The 17,021-nt window shown below is 45.2% G+C and carries 12 protein-coding genes and 1 riboswitch; of the genes, 9 read left to right on the top strand and 3 right to left on the bottom strand.

Annotated features, from left to right (window positions below; genetic code table 11):
• Positions 1 to 369 precede the first annotated feature (369 nt).
• From QZW47_RS14975 to QZW47_RS14985, 3 genes are all read left to right on the top strand, one after another.
• Positions 370 to 1,263: a PRC-barrel domain-containing protein gene (locus QZW47_RS14975; protein ID WP_293128234.1), complete on the top strand. Its 894-nt coding sequence runs from the start codon at positions 370 to 372 to the stop codon at positions 1,261 to 1,263.
• Between the two features lie 160 nt (positions 1,264 to 1,423).
• The gene (locus QZW47_RS14980) at positions 1,424 to 1,909 is read left to right on the top strand and encodes a glutathione peroxidase (RefSeq protein ID WP_293128235.1); all 486 of its coding nucleotides are present in this window, start codon (positions 1,424 to 1,426) and stop codon (positions 1,907 to 1,909) included.
• A gap of 465 nt (positions 1,910 to 2,374) precedes the next feature.
• Positions 2,375 to 2,839, top strand: coding sequence for a VOC family protein (locus QZW47_RS14985; RefSeq protein WP_293128236.1), 465 nt, complete (start codon positions 2,375 to 2,377; stop codon positions 2,837 to 2,839).
• 107 nt (positions 2,840 to 2,946) lie between these two features.
• On the opposite strand, the gene QZW47_RS14990 is transcribed toward QZW47_RS14985, so the two are convergent.
• The 3 genes from QZW47_RS14990 to QZW47_RS15000 form a co-directional block, all read right to left on the bottom strand.
• On the bottom strand, positions 2,947 to 5,532 hold the full coding sequence (locus QZW47_RS14990) for a PAS domain S-box protein (RefSeq protein ID WP_293128237.1): 2,586 nt from the start codon (positions 5,530 to 5,532) through the stop codon (positions 2,947 to 2,949).
• Between the two features lie 1,266 nt (positions 5,533 to 6,798).
• Complete coding sequence (locus QZW47_RS14995; protein ID WP_293128238.1) at positions 6,799 to 8,937, bottom strand: ATP-binding protein; 2,139 nt, start codon at positions 8,935 to 8,937, stop codon at positions 6,799 to 6,801.
• A 149-nt stretch (positions 8,938 to 9,086) separates the two neighbouring features.
• The gene (locus tag QZW47_RS15000; protein WP_293128239.1) at positions 9,087 to 9,431 is read right to left on the bottom strand and encodes a hypothetical protein; all 345 of its coding nucleotides are present in this window, start codon (positions 9,429 to 9,431) and stop codon (positions 9,087 to 9,089) included.
• 472 nt (positions 9,432 to 9,903) lie between these two features.
• Here QZW47_RS15000 and cynS point away from each other — a divergent pair, with 472 nt between their 5' ends.
• From cynS to cobW, 6 genes are all read left to right on the top strand, one after another.
• Positions 9,904 to 10,347, top strand: a complete 444-nt coding sequence (cynS, locus tag QZW47_RS15005) for a cyanase (protein ID WP_293128240.1) — start codon at positions 9,904 to 9,906, stop codon at positions 10,345 to 10,347.
• A gap of 363 nt (positions 10,348 to 10,710) precedes the next feature.
• Positions 10,711 to 12,093: an ATP-dependent protease ATP-binding subunit ClpX gene (clpX, locus tag QZW47_RS15010; protein ID WP_293128241.1), complete on the top strand. Its 1,383-nt coding sequence runs from the start codon at positions 10,711 to 10,713 to the stop codon at positions 12,091 to 12,093.
• Between the two features lie 97 nt (positions 12,094 to 12,190).
• A complete protein-coding gene (locus tag QZW47_RS15015) occupies positions 12,191 to 12,979 on the top strand; it encodes a hypothetical protein (RefSeq protein ID WP_293128242.1) in 789 nt (262 codons plus the stop codon).
• Positions 12,979 to 14,481, top strand: a complete 1,503-nt coding sequence (locus tag QZW47_RS15020; protein WP_293128243.1) for a DNA-directed RNA polymerase subunit alpha C-terminal domain-containing protein — start codon at positions 12,979 to 12,981, stop codon at positions 14,479 to 14,481. The genes QZW47_RS15015 and QZW47_RS15020 overlap by 1 nt, the downstream gene beginning before the upstream one ends.
• A 256-nt stretch (positions 14,482 to 14,737) precedes the next feature.
• Positions 14,738 to 14,902: riboswitch (cobalamin riboswitch) on the top strand.
• A 21-nt stretch (positions 14,903 to 14,923) separates the two neighbouring features.
• Positions 14,924 to 15,334 carry a DUF1636 domain-containing protein gene (locus tag QZW47_RS15025; protein ID WP_366930883.1) on the top strand — a complete coding sequence of 137 codons (411 nt, stop codon included), beginning with the start codon at positions 14,924 to 14,926 and terminating at the stop codon, positions 15,332 to 15,334.
• Between the two features lie 384 nt (positions 15,335 to 15,718).
• On the top strand, positions 15,719 to 16,753 hold the full coding sequence (gene cobW, locus QZW47_RS15030; protein ID WP_293128244.1) for a cobalamin biosynthesis protein CobW: 1,035 nt from the start codon (positions 15,719 to 15,721) through the stop codon (positions 16,751 to 16,753).
• Positions 16,754 to 17,021 lie beyond the last annotated feature (268 nt).

Here is a 17,021-nt window from a genome sequence, read left to right on the forward strand (position 1 = left end):
AACGCTGTCACTGCACAGGTTTGAATTGTGGTATCGCGCAATTCCTAGGCGATATCAGTTTTGCAAAAGAGTGCTACTGTATGCGAACTCTTAACTCTCATGCAGTAGCTGATCTTGTGTCCCATAGATTGACCGCAATAAAATTAGTTTGTAGTGCGGACTTCAGTCCGCAAAACGCTTTGCGGACTGAAGTCCGCACTACAAACCGTTTTTGTGATGGTAATCGACAGGACACGATCTGACTCTCAATCGAAAATGGTAGAACCTAGCGGGTGGAGTAAAAAACTTGTCAGTTTTTGGCAAAGTTTATGCACTTTACCCGCCCTTACCAATTCATAATAAAAAGCCCTAACTAGGAAAATTTAAAAAATGAACGGTCAAGCATCAGCCGAAACCATTGCAACGGCTAAATCAGCTACTCGTCTTAACCGGGTGCCGGAAAAAGTCAGGACTAAGCTAAAAAGTTTTACAGTCAAAGATAACCAAGGTCACTTGGCAGGCAAAATAAAAGATGTCTATTTTGATGATAACGGTCAGCTAAATTTTGTGGTAGCGGGGCTAGGTAGAGAAAAACCCCGAATTTTTTTAGTAAGTATTAAGCTGCTAAAAAAAGTCGATTACCACCAAAAATCGCTGTTTCTAAGTATTACCCCTGAGCAAGTAGACCTGCTGCCGGGAGTTTCAGCAAATGCCGAGCCTCACTCTTTAGAAAATTCCTCAGAAGTGCTGAGTGAATTTAGCAACAGCCACTCCACAAATCCCTCAACACTTATGTTAAATCAAACAGATGCCGATCGCCAAAATGACAACTTGCACATAACTGAGCATGAAGATGGCTTTGATGTGGTCGATAGAGAAGTAATTCGCTTGCTAGAAGAACGACTGGTGATCAATCGCAGCAAGCGCAAAGTCGGGGAAGTCATTGTCCGCAAAGAAATTGAAACTCGGATGGTGCAAGTGCCGATCCAGTGGGAAAAGCTGATTGTCGAGCAAGTCGGCGACGATCCGAAGGTGCTAGCCGAAATAGATTTGGGCGAGGGAAACATCACTGGTATAGATTTGAAGGAGATTAAAAGCGATCGCCAGGAACCGACAGTTAAGGCTGAATTTACGTCGGTGCAGAAAGCGAGCAAAATCTTAAACTCGATCGCCTCTCAACCCCGCCACGGTTGCGTCAAAGTCCGCATAGAAATCGTTCTAGAGAACAAGCAACTCGAAGAAACTTACCAAAAATGGATGACCGAACACCACGGGGATAGTTAAATCAAATTAGTTTGCCTTCAGGAATCCGAGTCCTCACATTTTGATGAGGACTCGGATTCCGCACGCTCGAACACCTGGAAATTTTGAGCGATCGGCATCTCGACAAAAATGTACCGCATTGCGGTAAAATTGTGATGCTCAGATTTACAAGTATTTGAAAATGCCCAGCACTATCTCCGACATTAATGTAAAAACGATCGCAGGCGCAGACAAGCAGCTAGGAGAGTACGCAGGCAAGGTACTCTTAATAGTTAACGTAGCTTCCAAATGCGGCTACACACCTCAATACAAAGGACTCGAACAATTGAGCCAGAAGTACGGCGCTGCGGGACTCAGCGTGTTAGGATTTCCCTGCAACGACTTCGGAGGCCAAGAACCCGGAAGTAACGCAGAAATCGTCAATTTCTGCACAACCAAATACGGCGTCAGCTTTGAATTATTTGACAAAGTAAGCGCCAAAGGCAGCCAGCAGCACCCGCTGTACGCTAAGCTGACGAATGCCGTCGAACCCAAGGGTGAGGTTTCGTGGAATTTTGAGAAATTCCTAGTTAGCAAACAAGGTGAAGTGGTTGCCAGATTCCGCAGCAGTGTCGGCCCCGACTCGCCCGAATTGCTTGCTGCGATTGACCGAGAATTGGCAAAATAAGCAGTTCGGTAACAGATTCTTTAACCGAGATAACGGATCGATGTTTAGTTATAGTAGGGTGCGTCAGGGCTGAATATTTTGCATTAAGACTAACAAATTTCCCCCTGACGCACCCTACGTTTGATTAGTTAGCTTGTTTTTTTCTTCTCTTCCCCATTATTGAGAAGCAATCAACAATTAACAAATGGCGAAGATTTGATTTAATTGGAGAATGGTTTAATTTAATGGAAAATACATCGGGATTAGATTTAGCTGTAGGTTTACTGGCATTTGCGATTCTCGGAGGCGGGCTGGCAATGCTATTTGTAGGAATGGCATCGTTCCCTAAAGAAAAATAACAATAAATAAAATTGGTTCGATCGTTCGGACTTCAGTCCTCAGATTTCTAGGAGGACTCGCATTCCGAACGATCAAACTCTGGATTAATCTCACAGCATCCAATTTTAACATTCGCAATTGATAATTATGCAAACTACCGAAAGCACCCTTAAGATTGTCCTCGCGCCGGGGAATTTGCGCCGCGTTCACCATATCGCTTTAAACGTGCGCGACATGAATGCTTCCCGCCACTTCTACGGTACAATTCTCGGTTTGCACGAACTCACAGGTGCGGAAATTCCGGCAACTTTAACCGAAATGGTAGCCGCCGGTCAAGTCGCTAATTTTATCACTCCAGACGACGGTACTGTGATTGACTTATTTTGGCAGCCGGACTTGGAACCGCCAAACCCAGACCCCCAGCAGGCTTTTACTCGCGCTAACCACTTGGCTTTTGATATCGACCCGGATTTGTTCGATCGCGCGATCGAAGTGCTAAAGTCAAATCAAATTGCGATCGACAGCGGCCCCGTCACGCGCGCGACAGGACGCGGCATTTACTTTTACGATCCCGATGGATTTATCATTGAAATCCGCTGCGATGCCGTTTAAACAGTCGCTATGGGGGTCTTGCGACGTGCAGTGCGATCGAGCGATCGCACTGCACGTCGCACTCCGGTATAATTCCGATGTCACCGGAATTTGCTCTGCCCTTTCCCTTACTTTCCCTCTTTGCTAATAGATTGCTTCGGCCAAGTAAACCGAAAAGTTGCTCCCTCACCTTCGGCCGATTCCAGAGAAATCGTGCCGCCTTGGCCTTCGACAATCTTCTTCACCAGCGACAAACCAATGCCAGTATTTTCAACTTTATCACGAGCTTCCAAAGTCTGAAAAATCACAAAAACTTTATCATGATATTGAGCAGCAATGCCAGGCCCATCATCGGCAACAGAAAACTCGTAAAAATCATCTAACTCTTTAACCGATATGTTGACGTAACCCGAGGCACTTCTATTGTGTTTGATGCCGTTGCTAATTAAATTTGCAAAAACCTGCTGCAACGGCAATCTTTCGGTCACAAAAGTTGGCATTCCCGGTTCAACTTTTACCTCAAATCCCGACGGCGGCGCCAACGAATCAATAATTTCTGCTAATAACTTCTCAACTTTTACGGTTTCTGAAGCTACTTGAATGCGTCCGACGCGGGAATATTGCAGCAGTCCCTCAATCAAAGCTTCCATGCGGTGAACTCTGCCGCGCAGCAGGTTCATTTGGTGCAGAGTATCCTCTGTCATCGATTCGCTGAGGTCTTCTTCTATCCAACTGCTGAGATTGGCGATCGCCCGCAGCGGCGCTTTCAAATCGTGAGAAACCACATAAGCAAACTGGTCTAATTCTTGATTGCGCTTTCTGACAACATTCATGCTTTGAGCCAGCGATTTCGCTGTCCAAGTCAATTCTTGTGCACGCAACCTGAGCGATTCCTCAGCTTCTTGGCGTTTGCTGATATCTTCGATCACGCCCATCAGAAATTGACTGCCATTTTGTTCTCGCAGCACCGAAACTGTCAAGTTAACCCACACTAACTCTCCATCTTTGCAGACATAGCGCTTTTCTATACAGTAATTATCAATTTCTCCTGCTAGCAATTGGTGCAAAAGTTCCAATTCTTGTCCTAAATCTTCGCCAAAAGTAATCTCCTGAAATTTTTTAGCCATCAATTCTTGGCGGCTGTAGCCCACAATTTCGCAAAGTTTTTGATTGACTAACAGCAACTTGCCATCCATACTCGCTTGAGCCATGCCGACTGCGGCTTGTTCAAAAGTATCGCGAAACCGCTGCGCGCTTTCGGCTAACGCAATTTCTGAGCGCTTGCGATCGCTAATATCGTTGCTAATTTCCAAAATAGCCTGGGGTCGATCTTGCTCGTCGCGCTGCAAAGTCCACCGACTCGCCACCGTGATTTTTGTGCCGTCTTCCTTGGTGCGTACCAGTTCCCCTTGCCAATAGCCCTGCTCGACAAACATTTTTTGAATTTCCTCCAAAGGCTGCGTCCATTCTGTTCGCAAAAGCTCGTGAATATTTTTTCCGATTGCTTGCGACTTCCGCCACCCGTAGAGCCACTTCGCCCCCAAATTCCAATAAGAAATCACCCCGTTCAAGTCGAGTACCGCGATCGTATCGTTTGCCAAATCCAGCATTTGCGCTTGCTTGCGGAGAGTTTCCTCAGCTTGTTTCCGTCCAGTCGCATCGCGGCAAATCGCAATAAATAAGCATTGATTTGCCAGACGCATTTCGCTCAGCGCCAACTCCATGGGAAACTTGGTGCCGTCGCTGTGGACTCCGACAGTTTCTTGCTGGTAAGTCTTCAGCTTAGCATCCGGATTTAATGCAAAATATTCGATCGAATAATCCCCCGTGCTGCTGTCCGGGTGCGGTTGAGCTATCAGCCGGCGTAAGTTCGAGCCAATTATGCGATCGGCTTTATGACCAAAAATCCGTTCTGCTGCCGCATTAAAAGACTCAATTTTTCCCGCTTCGTCCAAAGTAATAATCCCGTCAGCCGCATTGTCTACCACAGCTTGAATGCGAGTTTTACTTTCTTCCAATCCTCCTTGGCGCTTACTCAATTCCTGCTCTAAACTATTAAATAAATACCAGGAAGCCACTGCACCCAAAAAGCCGCAAATCACACCCGCAAATTGCACGAAATTAGTTAAATCAATCAACAGCCGTATTCGTCTTTCTAATGCTTTCTGATAGGCTTCGCCTCCACCGGCAAACGCATCAATTTTATCGCGCAGCCGATCCATCTTCAATTTGCCTTCAACGAAAAGCTGAGTTGTTTCTGGCGATCGCACTTGGGTTGCCGAATTGTCCAGCTTCTTCAAACTATTTTGTAAAAATTTTATTTGGTCTTCGGTACTTTTTTTAATTTGTTCAAATCCAGGAACTTGGTGTTGATTTTCTCGCACCGCCACTTCGAGTTTAGCCAGCAGCGGAGGCAAGCTTTTCTGTGATTCTAAGTATGGTTCTAAAAAATCGCGACGCTTCGTCAACCCGTAACCGCGAATACCCGTTTCGGCATCTACCACCGTGGTTAACAAACGGTTAGTTTGGTGAAGTATTGCCTTATTAGCATCTATTTGTCTTCTTACTTGTATGGCACTATTGCGCAGCGATGCAATGGCAATCAGCGAAGCAAATAAAAATATCACGGGAATAGCAACGATGACTGTTCCCCGCTGGCGAATTGGTCGGTCTGTCCAGACAAATTGGACTAAGCGATCGAGCAAATACTTCACGGATCTTGAAGGAGAAAGTTTTCTGCCAGTATATCGGTTTTTGGCAATTTATGCTATGGATAACTTAATTTTGTTGGTTGGGCGATCGCCCGGGACTAACCGTGGAAATTAGATTAGCCCCTGCAAGAGCTACCTGCTGAGAATAACAACAGATTTTTTAGCAAGCTTTTTAAAGTTCGGTAAGGAAGAGAAAGGGCGTTTTTTCGGCAGCGAGACAGCCGGCGAAGCAGAAACGCTTGTTTCTACTTTACCTAGGTTTTCGCCTGCGGATTTTGCCTTCAAACTAGAGTCTGTTTGGGAATCATTCTGAACGCTTGTAACTACAGTAGTCCACCTCCCTGTAGCAGGATCGCGATGGCAAGTGAAAGGATTGGTTTTTAGCGGTTGACTGCAAGGTTTAATCATGTCGAGATGCACTCCTTTGATTCTGAGAATTTGCCCCCTGATGAAGGCCGCATTGCGATCGAGGCAGTAGAGGCAGCAGTTTCAAGAGCCAAAGAATTTTGCAAAAGGCACCGGTTCTGTTTTTTTCCTTGTGATACCTTTGATAATCCCTGATTTCCTGTTAACTTTTGCTTTCTACTGGTTGGCAACCATAATACGATTTGTAGCAAATTGCCTTTCTATAAGCAATCCCCCGCCCCCCCTTAATTAATGAGGTTGAGGTGCGGCTGGTGAAGCCACTGAGGTGCCGTATCTTGGTGGCGGTACAATTTTGGGATCGTAAACGTATTTTATGCTGGGAAAAAATGTTAATGTGTGATGGGCAACAGAGGTCAAGCGCGATCGGTGTCACAGTTCATTCAGTTGACCTGGGACGAAAGGACAGTTGACCGCTTGACGCTTGAGGGCTACCTCTGGTTTAAAGTCAGAGGATTCAAACACTGAATAATTTTGTTTTATTTCGCCTTATAGGGAAGAGGCATTAAACCCATTATTCTTGCTAATAAGCTGTTGCGGCATTTAAACTGTATGTCAAGAAATAATCAAAGTCTTGTGGTACGTTGCTCCCAGCAGCGTCCCGAATATGCAATTTAAATGCGTGACAGCTTAGGTCATTGGTAATAGGTCATTGGTAATATAGCAGTTCTCAGAAAGATGAGGTATTAACCAATTAATCCCTCAATCCCTCAATCCCCCAATCTCAAATCTCAAATCTCAAATCTCAAATCTAAAATCAGAACCTGTACCTCATCTTTGTGAGAACTGCTATAGGTATTCCATTAGTCGTTAAAATAGTTATAAAATCCGCAGCGCAACTTGTTTCTAACTAATATCAACTTGAGCTTTTAATTTAACAGTAAAAGTAGAGCCAACACCCAACTGACTTTCAATAGTAATATCGCCGCCCATCATCTGACAAAACAAGCGGCTGATTGCCAATCCCAAACCGGTGCCGCCGTACTTGCGAGTAGTAGAAGCATCTCCTTGCATAAAAGGTTGAAACAAACTCTGCTGCTGCCCAGCAGACATTCCAATGCCCGTATCAGATACCTGCAAATAAACCCAATCGCTGCCGCCTGCTAGTTCCCGAGTCGCACCCAGCAGCACTGTTCCACTTTCAGTAAACTTCAGGGCATTCGAGATCAAATTGAACAAAATTTGTCGGACTTTAGTCAAATCGGCATACATCACTCCCAAACTAGGAGAGCAAGAAACTTGCAATTGATTGTGATTTTTTTCAACCAAAGGGTGCAAAGTTGTCACGACTTCTTCTATTAAATTGGTCAGATCAAAAGGTTCTAAGTAAAGCTCCATCCGACCAGCTTCTATCTTAGAAAGATCGAGAATATCGTTAATTAAAGTCAGCAAGTGCCTGCCGGCGTTACGAATTTTTTGGGTGTCGGGAATGATGTCTTCGAGTCCGGATTCCAGTGCTTCTTCTTCTAGCATTTCGCTGTAACCGATAATCGCGTTGAGCGGCGTCCGCAGCTCGTGGCTCATATTGGCTAAAAAAGTGCTTTTTGCTCTGGATGCTGCTTCAGCTTTGTGTAAGGCTTCTTGTAAGGCTATTTCGGCTTTTTTGCGCTCGGCAATTTCGATGCGGAGCAGTTTGTTGGCGGCGGTGAGTTGAGCGGTGCGCTGATCGACGGTCATCTCTAGCTGGGCTTTGGCTTTGGAGAGTGCTTCCTGAGCGCGCTGTCTTTCAAATCCTTCGATCGCCAGTGCTACCAAGTTTGCTAAGGAATCTGCGAAGGTGCGCTCCTCCAGAGCCCACTGGCGGGGCGCGCCGATATGTTCGACAGAGAGGATGCCCACGATCTGACCGCCGAGCCTAATTGCTACATTTAAGATCGATGAATTTGGCTTGCTCTGATTCGGCAGTACAGCGGAATGTTCCTCTACCGAAGATAAGTGGCACAAATGAGTTTCGCTGGACTTTTGAGGGTTGGGCGCTGGTGGTAAAGGATTTTCCTCAGAAGAGTTTTCGCCCGGTGTGTCGCCTTGGGCACCGACAGCGGAAAATTGTAAATCGCCTCCGGATATTTGCTGGCGGCTCAAATGATTCTCGTGGGTGCGATCGTACAAGTCGATACAAACTAATTTGAGGTTGGGGATTTTAAACTTAGAATGATTCAGCCCCTGGTGTGGCTCTCGGGCGGGTGTCTCTGTATCGATTGACTCTGTTTGGTTTTGGGCGATCGCTCTGTGGGTAAAATTGAGCTGAGGTTCGCTCTGGTGGCGAGTGCCAAATCTGAAATGGTTGTAAAGCCAGACGCTGACTTTTTCGACTTCCAAAGTGCGAGCGGCCGCCTCGGTAATTTCGCGAATTCCGGCATTTAGCGCACCGCTGTTGAGAGTCCTCTGCCGGCCTAGCTGCAACAAAGCCAGACTCTGACGGCGGAGGCGATGTTCGCTTTCTTGGAGGGTTTGTTCTGCTTGCTTGCGCTGGGTGAGGTCGTACAAAGCGCATAATGTCGCCGCCTCACCTTTGAACAGCAGCCGCTGAACCGAGATTGTTGCCCAGAAAGGGGTACCGTCTGACTTTTTGCACTGAAGTTCGTAGTCTTGAAGGTATCCATCTTTGGCGAGGGCTTCTAGTACATTTGGGCGATCGCTCGGATTCAAATAAAAGTCTGGGGTGCGAGAGCCGATCAATTCTTCCACAGCTATGTTCAGGAGAGAAGCCGATTTAACGTTTGCATACAGAATTAAGCCGTCACAGAGGCGAGAGACCACTATCGGTACCGGAGTTGCCGAGGCGATCGCCCGAAACTGCTCTTCGCTTTCGCGCACGGCCAACTCAGCTTGAGAGAGCAAGTGAGCTTCCATGGTATCCGAATGTTCGGTGGTAGTCTCCAGCAAAATTTCTAGATCTACCTTTTCGCGCTTCAAGTTTTCAAGTTCTGCACTCAGTCGCTGAACGTCCAAAAGTAGCTGTTCTCTTGATGGTTCTTCCTGCATAGCAATTGAGAATTGGTATTTTTTAGTCGGTACTGAAGTTTTTGACGGTTTGGTGCTTGCTTAACTATGACTTATTCCCCTTCACTTCAGCCGCCCTCATGCTCCTGCCCGGACTTTTTCGGGGACTCACCGTTACATTTTGCGATTTTTTATTCCAATTCTAAGTGCAAGGAAGGCATCAGCCGCTGCAAGTTCTTCAGCGATTTTCCCTGCCAGGGTATCTCTTTAGAGCCTTTGACGGCGATTTGAATATTCTTTTGCTGGCGCACTTTGATCACAAATTTCGAGACAATATTAATTCCCGAACTGTTTAAAAATTCTAGCTTTCGCAAGTCTAGAGTAATTGTGTTTGGCGAGGAGTCAGCAACGCTGTTGAGCAGATCGACGATCGGGGCGTATTCTTCCGTCTGGCTGAGCCGGAACGAGCCGCAGCAGGTGATTGTTTGAGTAGCGCGATCGTACTCAATGGTGTAGTCTTTGGTCTGAATCTCCATACTTTTGTCAGTCCTAGGTTGTGAGGGGTAAAGGGGTCTTAGCTGTGGGATATTGCCACCCGTGCCTGAGGCTGGCACCGTCGAATGGAGGCAGGCTTGCCTGTTGCCGAATGCCTGGGTTTGTGTAATTTGCACTACATATACTGCCAACTGTACCATTGCCGCAGGGCTTTTATAGCAGTGGACAGTTGACAGTGGACAGTTGACAGTTGCAGAGAAAGAAAATCAAACCGTTTCTGCTATGGACGAGGGGCTCTATTCATGAGGTTATTTATGTCCTCACCGCTGTGGCGATTGCTATATCAGTTATTTGGGGAGCGATCTGTTGCAAGTTGGGCGGATTAACAAGACCAGCTTTTACTAAAGTTGCGAGGGATAGATGCTGTTTTTTTTGTGAGTTTGCTATTGACAAGTTTACCAAAATATGATACAAATTTCCCATCTAGCAGGGCAGTAAGTTGGAGAATATTTAATGGCAATTTGTGAAATAACGGAAAAGCTTTTAGCTGCTAAAAAAGCTAAGGGAATTAGTTTTGCAGAATTGGAAAAAGTTTTGGGTCGTGATGAAGTTTGGATTGCGGCGGTTATTTACCGTCAAGCTACTGCATCGGTCGATGAAGCCGAAAAAATTGTCTCGGCTTTGGGATTGGATAGCGAGACGGCTGCGGTGCTCTGCGAACCTCCGCTAAAAGGTTCTTTGGATGCAGCAGTTCCAGTTGACCCGCTGATTTATCGATTCTATGAAATTATGCAGGTGTACGGGATGCCACTCAAAGCAGTGATCCATGAAAAATTTGGTGACGGGATTATGAGTGCGATCGACTTTACTTTGGATGTCGAGAAAGAAGCCGACCCAAAAGGCGATCGAGTGAAAATAATTATGTCGGGAAAATTTTTGGAATACAAAAAATGGTAAGCCAGTGCAGCTTTACTACCAGGGAAAATAAAAAATTAAAATTTGGTCGCATGAGTAATGACTAATGAGTCATGCCTCAAAAGTGTTAACTTAGAAATAGAGAACGCCAAGCTTGATCAGGCAAAAAATTGAGACAACCCCCTGACTTAACTCGTGTAGAGCCCTAAGTTTTAGACGAAGGTTCAACCTCCAAAATTTATCCGTGGAGTAAATCTAAAATCTAAAATCTAAAATCTAAAATCTAAAATCGACTGACTGGCTTGGGTGTCCGCTCGGGAAACCATTCTAGGGCGAGAATCGATCGATCCGGCGCAACTCCCCAGTCGAAACAAGCAACCGCAACCGTAAAGAAAGAGGCTAAATATGTCCAAATATGACTCCCATCTCAGATGCTCCTTTTGCGGCAAGTCGCAGGAGTACGTCCGCAAGTTAATAGCTGGGCCCGGCGTCTACATTTGCGATGAATGCGTTGATTTGTGCAATGAAATTTTAGAAGAGGAGTTTTTTGACTCCAGCAAAACAATTGGTCAACAGGTTCCCCAGTCAGAGGTGCGAGAGTCTCAGGGACAAGGAACGAAACGCCAGGGTCGATCGAACAAATCGAAAATTGTTCTAGCCCAAATTCCCAAACCCACAGAAATTAAACAGCATTTAGACAACCACGTCATCGGCCAGCATTCAGCAAAAAAAGTCCTTTCTGTAGCAGTTTACAACCATTACAAGCGCTTGAGCGTAGACCAAGCCAAAGACAGCGGCAAGTCTGCCCCGGACAGCGATGTGGAACTGCAAAAATCCAACATCATGCTAGTCGGGCCGACAGGTTGCGGCAAAACCTTGTTAGCGCAGAGTTTGGCGCAAATGCTCGAAGTCCCATTTGCAGTAGCCGATGCGACGACGCTGACAGAAGCTGGATATGTCGGCGACGATGTAGAAAATATCTTGCTGCGCCTGTTGCAAATGTCTGATTTTGATGTCGAAGCCGCACAGCGCGGGATTATTTATATTGACGAAATTGACAAGATTGCTCGCAAAAGCGAAAACACTTCGATCACCAGAGATGTATCGGGAGAAGGAGTGCAACAAGCGCTGCTAAAAATGTTGGAAGGAACGGTGGTTAACGTGCCCCCGCAAGGTGGCCGCAAACATCCTTACCAAGATTTTATTCAAGTTGACACGAGCAAGATTCTATTTATTTGTGGCGGTGCTTTTGTCGGTTTAGAAAAAATAGTTGAACAGCGTTTGGGTAAAAAATCTTTGGGCTTTATTCAGCCGACAGAAACCGAAAGCAACTCGACTTTACCCGCGAAGGATAAGCGGGCGGCTGATATTTTGCAGCAGGTACAGCCGGATGATTTAGTCAAGTTTGGTTTAATTCCTGAGTTTGTCGGGCGGATTCCGGTGGTGACGGTGATTTCGCCGCTGGATGAGGCGGCTTTGATGCAGATTTTGACTGAGCCCCGGAATGCGCTGGTGAAGCAGTATCAGAAGCTGTTGAAGATGGACAGCGTGGAGTTGGAATTTGACCCGGATGCGCTGCGGGCGATCGCCCAAGAGGCCTATCGACGCAAAACCGGCGCGAGAGCTCTCCGCAGCATTTTGGAGGAGTTAATGCTTGATGTGATGTACGAGTTGCCTTCTCGCAAGGATGTTGCTGACTGTAAGATTACCAAGGAAATGGTCGAGAAGCGATCGACTGCCGAATTGCTGTGGCATCCGGCATGGCACAAACAACACGAAACAGCTTAATTTGTAGTTTGTAGGGTGTGCGGCGCGCACCCTGCAAGCAGTAAGGTGTGCATTGCACAAATTTTGGAAGCTGTCGATCGGGTTGCCGTAAAATAAAATGAGTTCTAATGAATCAGGTGCCGATGAGCCAGTAAGCAATCAGTCAGCATTAGCCAAACTACTCTGTGGAAATGTAGTTTCTGATGGAGGTGATATTGATGAGGTGCTAAGTCATTTGTCCGCGTCAATTGATAATGTTGTTAAAGAGTTAGTAACACTAGAATCCCTGAGTGATAACCAAATTTCATTATTTGCCCCATTTTTAGGGAGAAGTATACTGGAATTGGGATGTACCGCACTAATTGCGAGGCTCGATCCTTTTAGAGTCCTCTTACTTAGGGAATGTCAAAAACAGCCCAATTATCAAATAGATAAGCCTAATAAGTCGTCTATACGTTGGCAAGGTGATGTTTTAGCGGACAAAGTTACGGATCTTTGGGCTGATAAGTCACTGCAAAACCCTACTAGAGCTCTGCTTGGAGATTATTATAAGAAACTAATATGGTCTGCTAACTTTGACAAGATGTTAGATGCAATCAAAGATGTCAGTGGGGATGTATGGATAGCCGATCTTAGAAGAAAGGATTTTGAAAGATTCTATAATGAAACTTTAAATGAGTTTTCAAGTCTATACTCTCAACTTTCAAAAGGAATACATCACGAACTGGTGATTCCTTTAAGTTCAGCCTTGGATCGAGAAACAACTAGACGGCTGATTGAGAAAACTGTTCGTAATATCGCTACCCTTGGACTAATTGTTTCTGTTGTCAGTCATGCACTAAATAAACTCGATATTCCAGAAGCAATCGCAGCTTATCAAGAAATTCAAGAAATGGGAGTTTTCTAATGGTTAATACTATTTATGAAAATACATCGCTGATCTTAGCCGCAGAAGATTGTTCGCCTGAAGAGTTTGAGAAACTGCATTATTTCTCAAAACAAGAGCAGCGCTTTATTTCTAATTTGATTGCTCATGGCCCAGTCTTATTAAAAGGGGCACGTGGTAGCGGAAAAAGTGCGCTTATGATAGAAGCATCAAGAAGAATGTATCCTGAAAATAATCTAAGCTCTACATTTGGCATATACATCAGTCTTCGTCATCTTGAATTACTCAGAAGTGAAGGTGAGAAGTATGAAAAAATGTTAAGTCAGCTAATAATTGATGCCGTAAATAGGACAATTATTAAAGCAGCTAATCTCTCTGAGTTTGAGGCTTTGCCAAACATCACATCACTTCAGAGAGAATTATCTAGTTTATCGAGTGCATCTGGGAAAAGAATAGTTATTTTATTTGATGACGCGGCTCACATTGGTCGGGAAGCTCCGCTACATGAGTTTTTCGATATATTTCGGACTTTATCGAGCAGTGTAATATCGTGTAAAGCTGCTATTTACCCTGGAGTTACTAATTTTGGAACAAGGTTTGATGTATATAATGATGCTACGGTGATCGATATTTCAAGAAATGATGAACTAGAAGACTATAATACCAACTTTGCCGAGATAATTAGAAAAAGGTTTTCTGAGCGACTTCCTGAAGAGTCTTTCTCTGGTCAATTTGCTTTAGAAAATGTTGCGGGGTTTATGGGAAGGGCTGTACTTGGAAATATGAGAGGATTTATATTTGCATGGAATAATCTGTCTGACAACTGTAAGAAACGTAAGATCAATTACGCCAATATCACAAAGACACTGATCTACCTGGCCCGTAACTACTATTGGCCATTGATTGAAGAGCTTAAGCCAAAACTTGGTATATATGCACTAATGATCGATCCTGCAACCGAGATTGCAGAATCAATATTTCAGGATGCTGGCAAGCAAAATAAGCAGAATGTACTTATTTTAAGAGAAATTGCACAACGTCTATCAAAGCCGTTAGAACTACTTGAATATACTGGATTTATTTCAATTCGAGATGTTTCACGGGCAATGAAATCGAGAGGACGAGGAACAAGATATAGCTTGAATCTATGCACATTGCTGGAAAAGACTCGTGGCGCTCGGGTCACCAATGAAATTTATACTAGGTGGTTAAATGAAAAAAATGAGAGAAATGAGCCTTTAGAATTACACAAAACAAGTGAGTTGTTTAAAATTCAATTGCCTGAATTACCTGAGCATGGTGAAATGCTAATATTAAGGGAAGATATTAGCAAATTAAAAAAATCTCACGTATATCCTTATGGACTCACGGAGCGCAAAATTGATATATTGAAAGCTGCTGGATACCTCACGGTGTCAGAATTAGTAGAAGCCAGCGACGAGTCTTTGTTAAAGCTTAAAGAGATAGGTATGGAAAATTTAAAGCGAATCCGCAGTACAGTTGCTCAAGCAATCTGGATGTAACTAAAAGCTAATACCAGTTCCCTAAAAATAGGTAACGCGGCCGCCCAAACTGTTGTATCCAAGTTCGCGGGTTACTTGATAGCCCTGTGTAGAAAAGTCGGGAAAAGTGCTCATAAGGTTCGTAGTAAGGACTTCAGTCCGCAGAAATATCAGAGGACTAAAGTCCTTACTACGAACCGAGTTAATTTATGTAGCTAGATATTAAAAATCGCCATTACCAAGATAACTTTTTTGGCAAAGGGCGGCAAGTGTGGTAGGATTTGAATTCGCGATCGGTTCTAGCGGGGAGCAGCCGCCAGAGGAAACGGGGAAAGTTCGGTGCAAGTCCGGCGCTGTCCCGCAACTGTAATGAGGTTTGTAGTAAGGACTTTAGTCCTTCACCTCTAAAGTCAGAATGCCCGCCGATATCTAACTCACTTTTGAACGCATCTACGAGGTATGGATGATGAATGGAACTAACACGGCTGTACGCACAAAACACTGTCTTTTAGTTTGCACTGCTTGCGCTAGTGTTTGGAAAGACGGCAAGCGCGAAGGTAAAAGCGGCGGCCAACAATTCATGGAAGATTTATTGAAACTCGCTCAAGATTGGGAGTTTTCAGAAAAATTTGATATTCGGGAAGTTGAGTGCATGAGTGCTTGCAGTCACTCTTGTGCCGTGTCTTTTGCTGCTGCTGGAAAGTATACTTATTTGTTTGGTGATTTGCCTGCGAATGAGCCGGAAAGCGTCGAGGCTGTACTGGAATGTGCGAGTCAATACTATGCTAAACCGGATGGTTTGTTGCCTTGGGCTGAGCGTCCTCAAGCTTTGAAGAAAGGCGTTTTGGCGAAGATTCCGCCGCTGGGAAATTAGAGTTGAGTTGTGCATTTAGGAGAGTGCATTTAGAAGAGTCGGCGGTTGAAACCGCTGCTACACACACAAAGATCAGAGTCGGCGGTTGAAACCGCTTCTTGTCAAACAAAGATCAGAGTCGGCGGTTGAAACCGCTGCTACACAAACGAAGTCCGCCTCCGCGGACTGAAGAGTAAAGATCAGAGATTAGAGTCGGCGGTTGAAACCGCTGCTACACACACAAAGTCCGCCTCCGCGGACTGAAGAATGGTGTGCTTTGCACACCATACATTCAAAGATCAGAGTCGGCGGTTGAAACCGCTGCTACACACACAAAGTCCGCCTCCGCGGACTGAAGAATGGTGTGCGTTGCACACCATACATTTAAACCTGAGAAAAAATTTAATGCACAAGATTCCTGTTACAGTTATTACTGGTTTTCTCGGTAGTGGCAAAACTACCTTAATTCGCCATTTGTTGCAAAACAATCAAGGCCGCCGCATTGCTGTTTTGGTTAATGAATTTGGCGAAATCGGTATTGACGGTGAATTGCTGCGCGATTGCCAAGTTTGCGATGACGAAGAAACTGTCACCAGCAATATTGTAGAATTAACAAACGGTTGTCTTTGCTGCACTGTTCAAGAGGAATTTTTGCCGACGATGCAGGAATTGTTGAAGCGCAAAGACCAAATTGATTGTATCTTAATCGAGACTTCGGGCCTGGCTCTTCCTAAGCCTTTGATTCAAGCTTTTCGCTGGCCGGAAATTCGCACGGGCGCTACTGTTGACGGTGTGGTGGCGGTTGTTGATTGCGAGGCTGTGGCTAGCGGTACTTTTGTTGGCGATATCGATGCTTTGATGGCGCAGCGAGAGGCTGATGATAGTTTGGATCACGAAACGCCGATCGAGGAATTGTTTGAAGATCAGTTGGCCTGTGCCGATATGGTACTGTTGACGAAGGTCGATCGCGTAGATGCCGAAACTCACCAGAAAGTTCAAACCTGGTTGCAGCAAGAGTTGCGCCCGAGTGTGAAAATTGTGCCTTGCAAGGGTGGCGAAATTAACCCCGATGTGCTGTTGGGATTTAATGCGGCGGTTGAGGATGATTTGGAGTCCCGCCCGAGTCACCACGACACGGAAGAGGAACACGAGCACGATGATGATATTAACTCGACTTTCTTTATTGCCGATCGCGAATTTGAACCGGAAGCTTTGGTGAAAAAGCTGCAATCCTTGATGCAGAAGGAAGAAATTTATCGGATTAAGGGGTTTGTGGCGGTTCCCAACAAACCGATGCGGATGGTGTTGCAAGGTGTGGGCGATCGTATAGAATGTTTTTACGATCGCCCTTGGCAACCTTCGGAACTCCGCCAAACCAAGCTGGTGATTATTGGTAGAGAGTTGGAGCGCGATCGAATTGCAGCTATAATTGGCAATTAATTATGCGGAGTCATTAGTCATACCTACAAAGGTTCGTAGTGAGGACTTTAGTCCTTCTTCTATGGATGCGGACTAAAGTCCTCACTACAAACCTAGAATCTGTCAAGGTTCGTAGTGAGGACTTTAGTCCTTCTTCTATGGATGCGGACTAAAGTCCTCACTACAAACCTAGAATCTGTCAAGGTTCGTAGTCAGGACTTTAGTCCTTCTTCTATGGATGCGGACTAAAGTCCTCACTACAAACCTAGAATCTGTCAAGGTTCGTAGT

This window comes from Microcoleus sp. bin38.metabat.b11b12b14.051, assembly GCF_013299165.1.
Lineage (GTDB): Bacteria > Cyanobacteriota > Cyanobacteriia > Cyanobacteriales > Microcoleaceae > Microcoleus.

What these genes read in the sequence shown, in the direction of transcription:
- QZW47_RS14975 (WP_293128234.1), top strand. Translation starts at nt 370, where the DNA reads ATGAACGGTCAAGCATCAGCCGAAACCATTGCAACGGCTAAATCAGCT.
- QZW47_RS14980 (WP_293128235.1), top strand. Translation starts at nt 1,424, where the DNA reads ATGCCCAGCACTATCTCCGACATTAATGTAAAAACGATCGCAGGCGCA.
- QZW47_RS14985 (WP_293128236.1), top strand. Translation starts at nt 2,375, where the DNA reads ATGCAAACTACCGAAAGCACCCTTAAGATTGTCCTCGCGCCGGGGAAT.
- QZW47_RS14995 (WP_293128238.1), bottom strand. Translation starts at nt 8,937, where the DNA reads ATGCAGGAAGAACCATCAAGAGAACAGCTACTTTTGGACGTTCAGCGA.
- QZW47_RS15000 (WP_293128239.1), bottom strand. Translation starts at nt 9,431, where the DNA reads ATGGAGATTCAGACCAAAGACTACACCATTGAGTACGATCGCGCTACT.
- cynS (WP_293128240.1), top strand. Translation starts at nt 9,904, where the DNA reads ATGGCAATTTGTGAAATAACGGAAAAGCTTTTAGCTGCTAAAAAAGCT.
- clpX (WP_293128241.1), top strand. Translation starts at nt 10,711, where the DNA reads ATGTCCAAATATGACTCCCATCTCAGATGCTCCTTTTGCGGCAAGTCG.
- QZW47_RS15015 (WP_293128242.1), top strand. Translation starts at nt 12,191, where the DNA reads ATGAGTTCTAATGAATCAGGTGCCGATGAGCCAGTAAGCAATCAGTCA.
- QZW47_RS15020 (WP_293128243.1), top strand. Translation starts at nt 12,979, where the DNA reads ATGGTTAATACTATTTATGAAAATACATCGCTGATCTTAGCCGCAGAA.
- QZW47_RS15025 (WP_366930883.1), top strand. Translation starts at nt 14,924, where the DNA reads ATGATGAATGGAACTAACACGGCTGTACGCACAAAACACTGTCTTTTA.
- cobW (WP_293128244.1), top strand. Translation starts at nt 15,719, where the DNA reads ATGCACAAGATTCCTGTTACAGTTATTACTGGTTTTCTCGGTAGTGGC.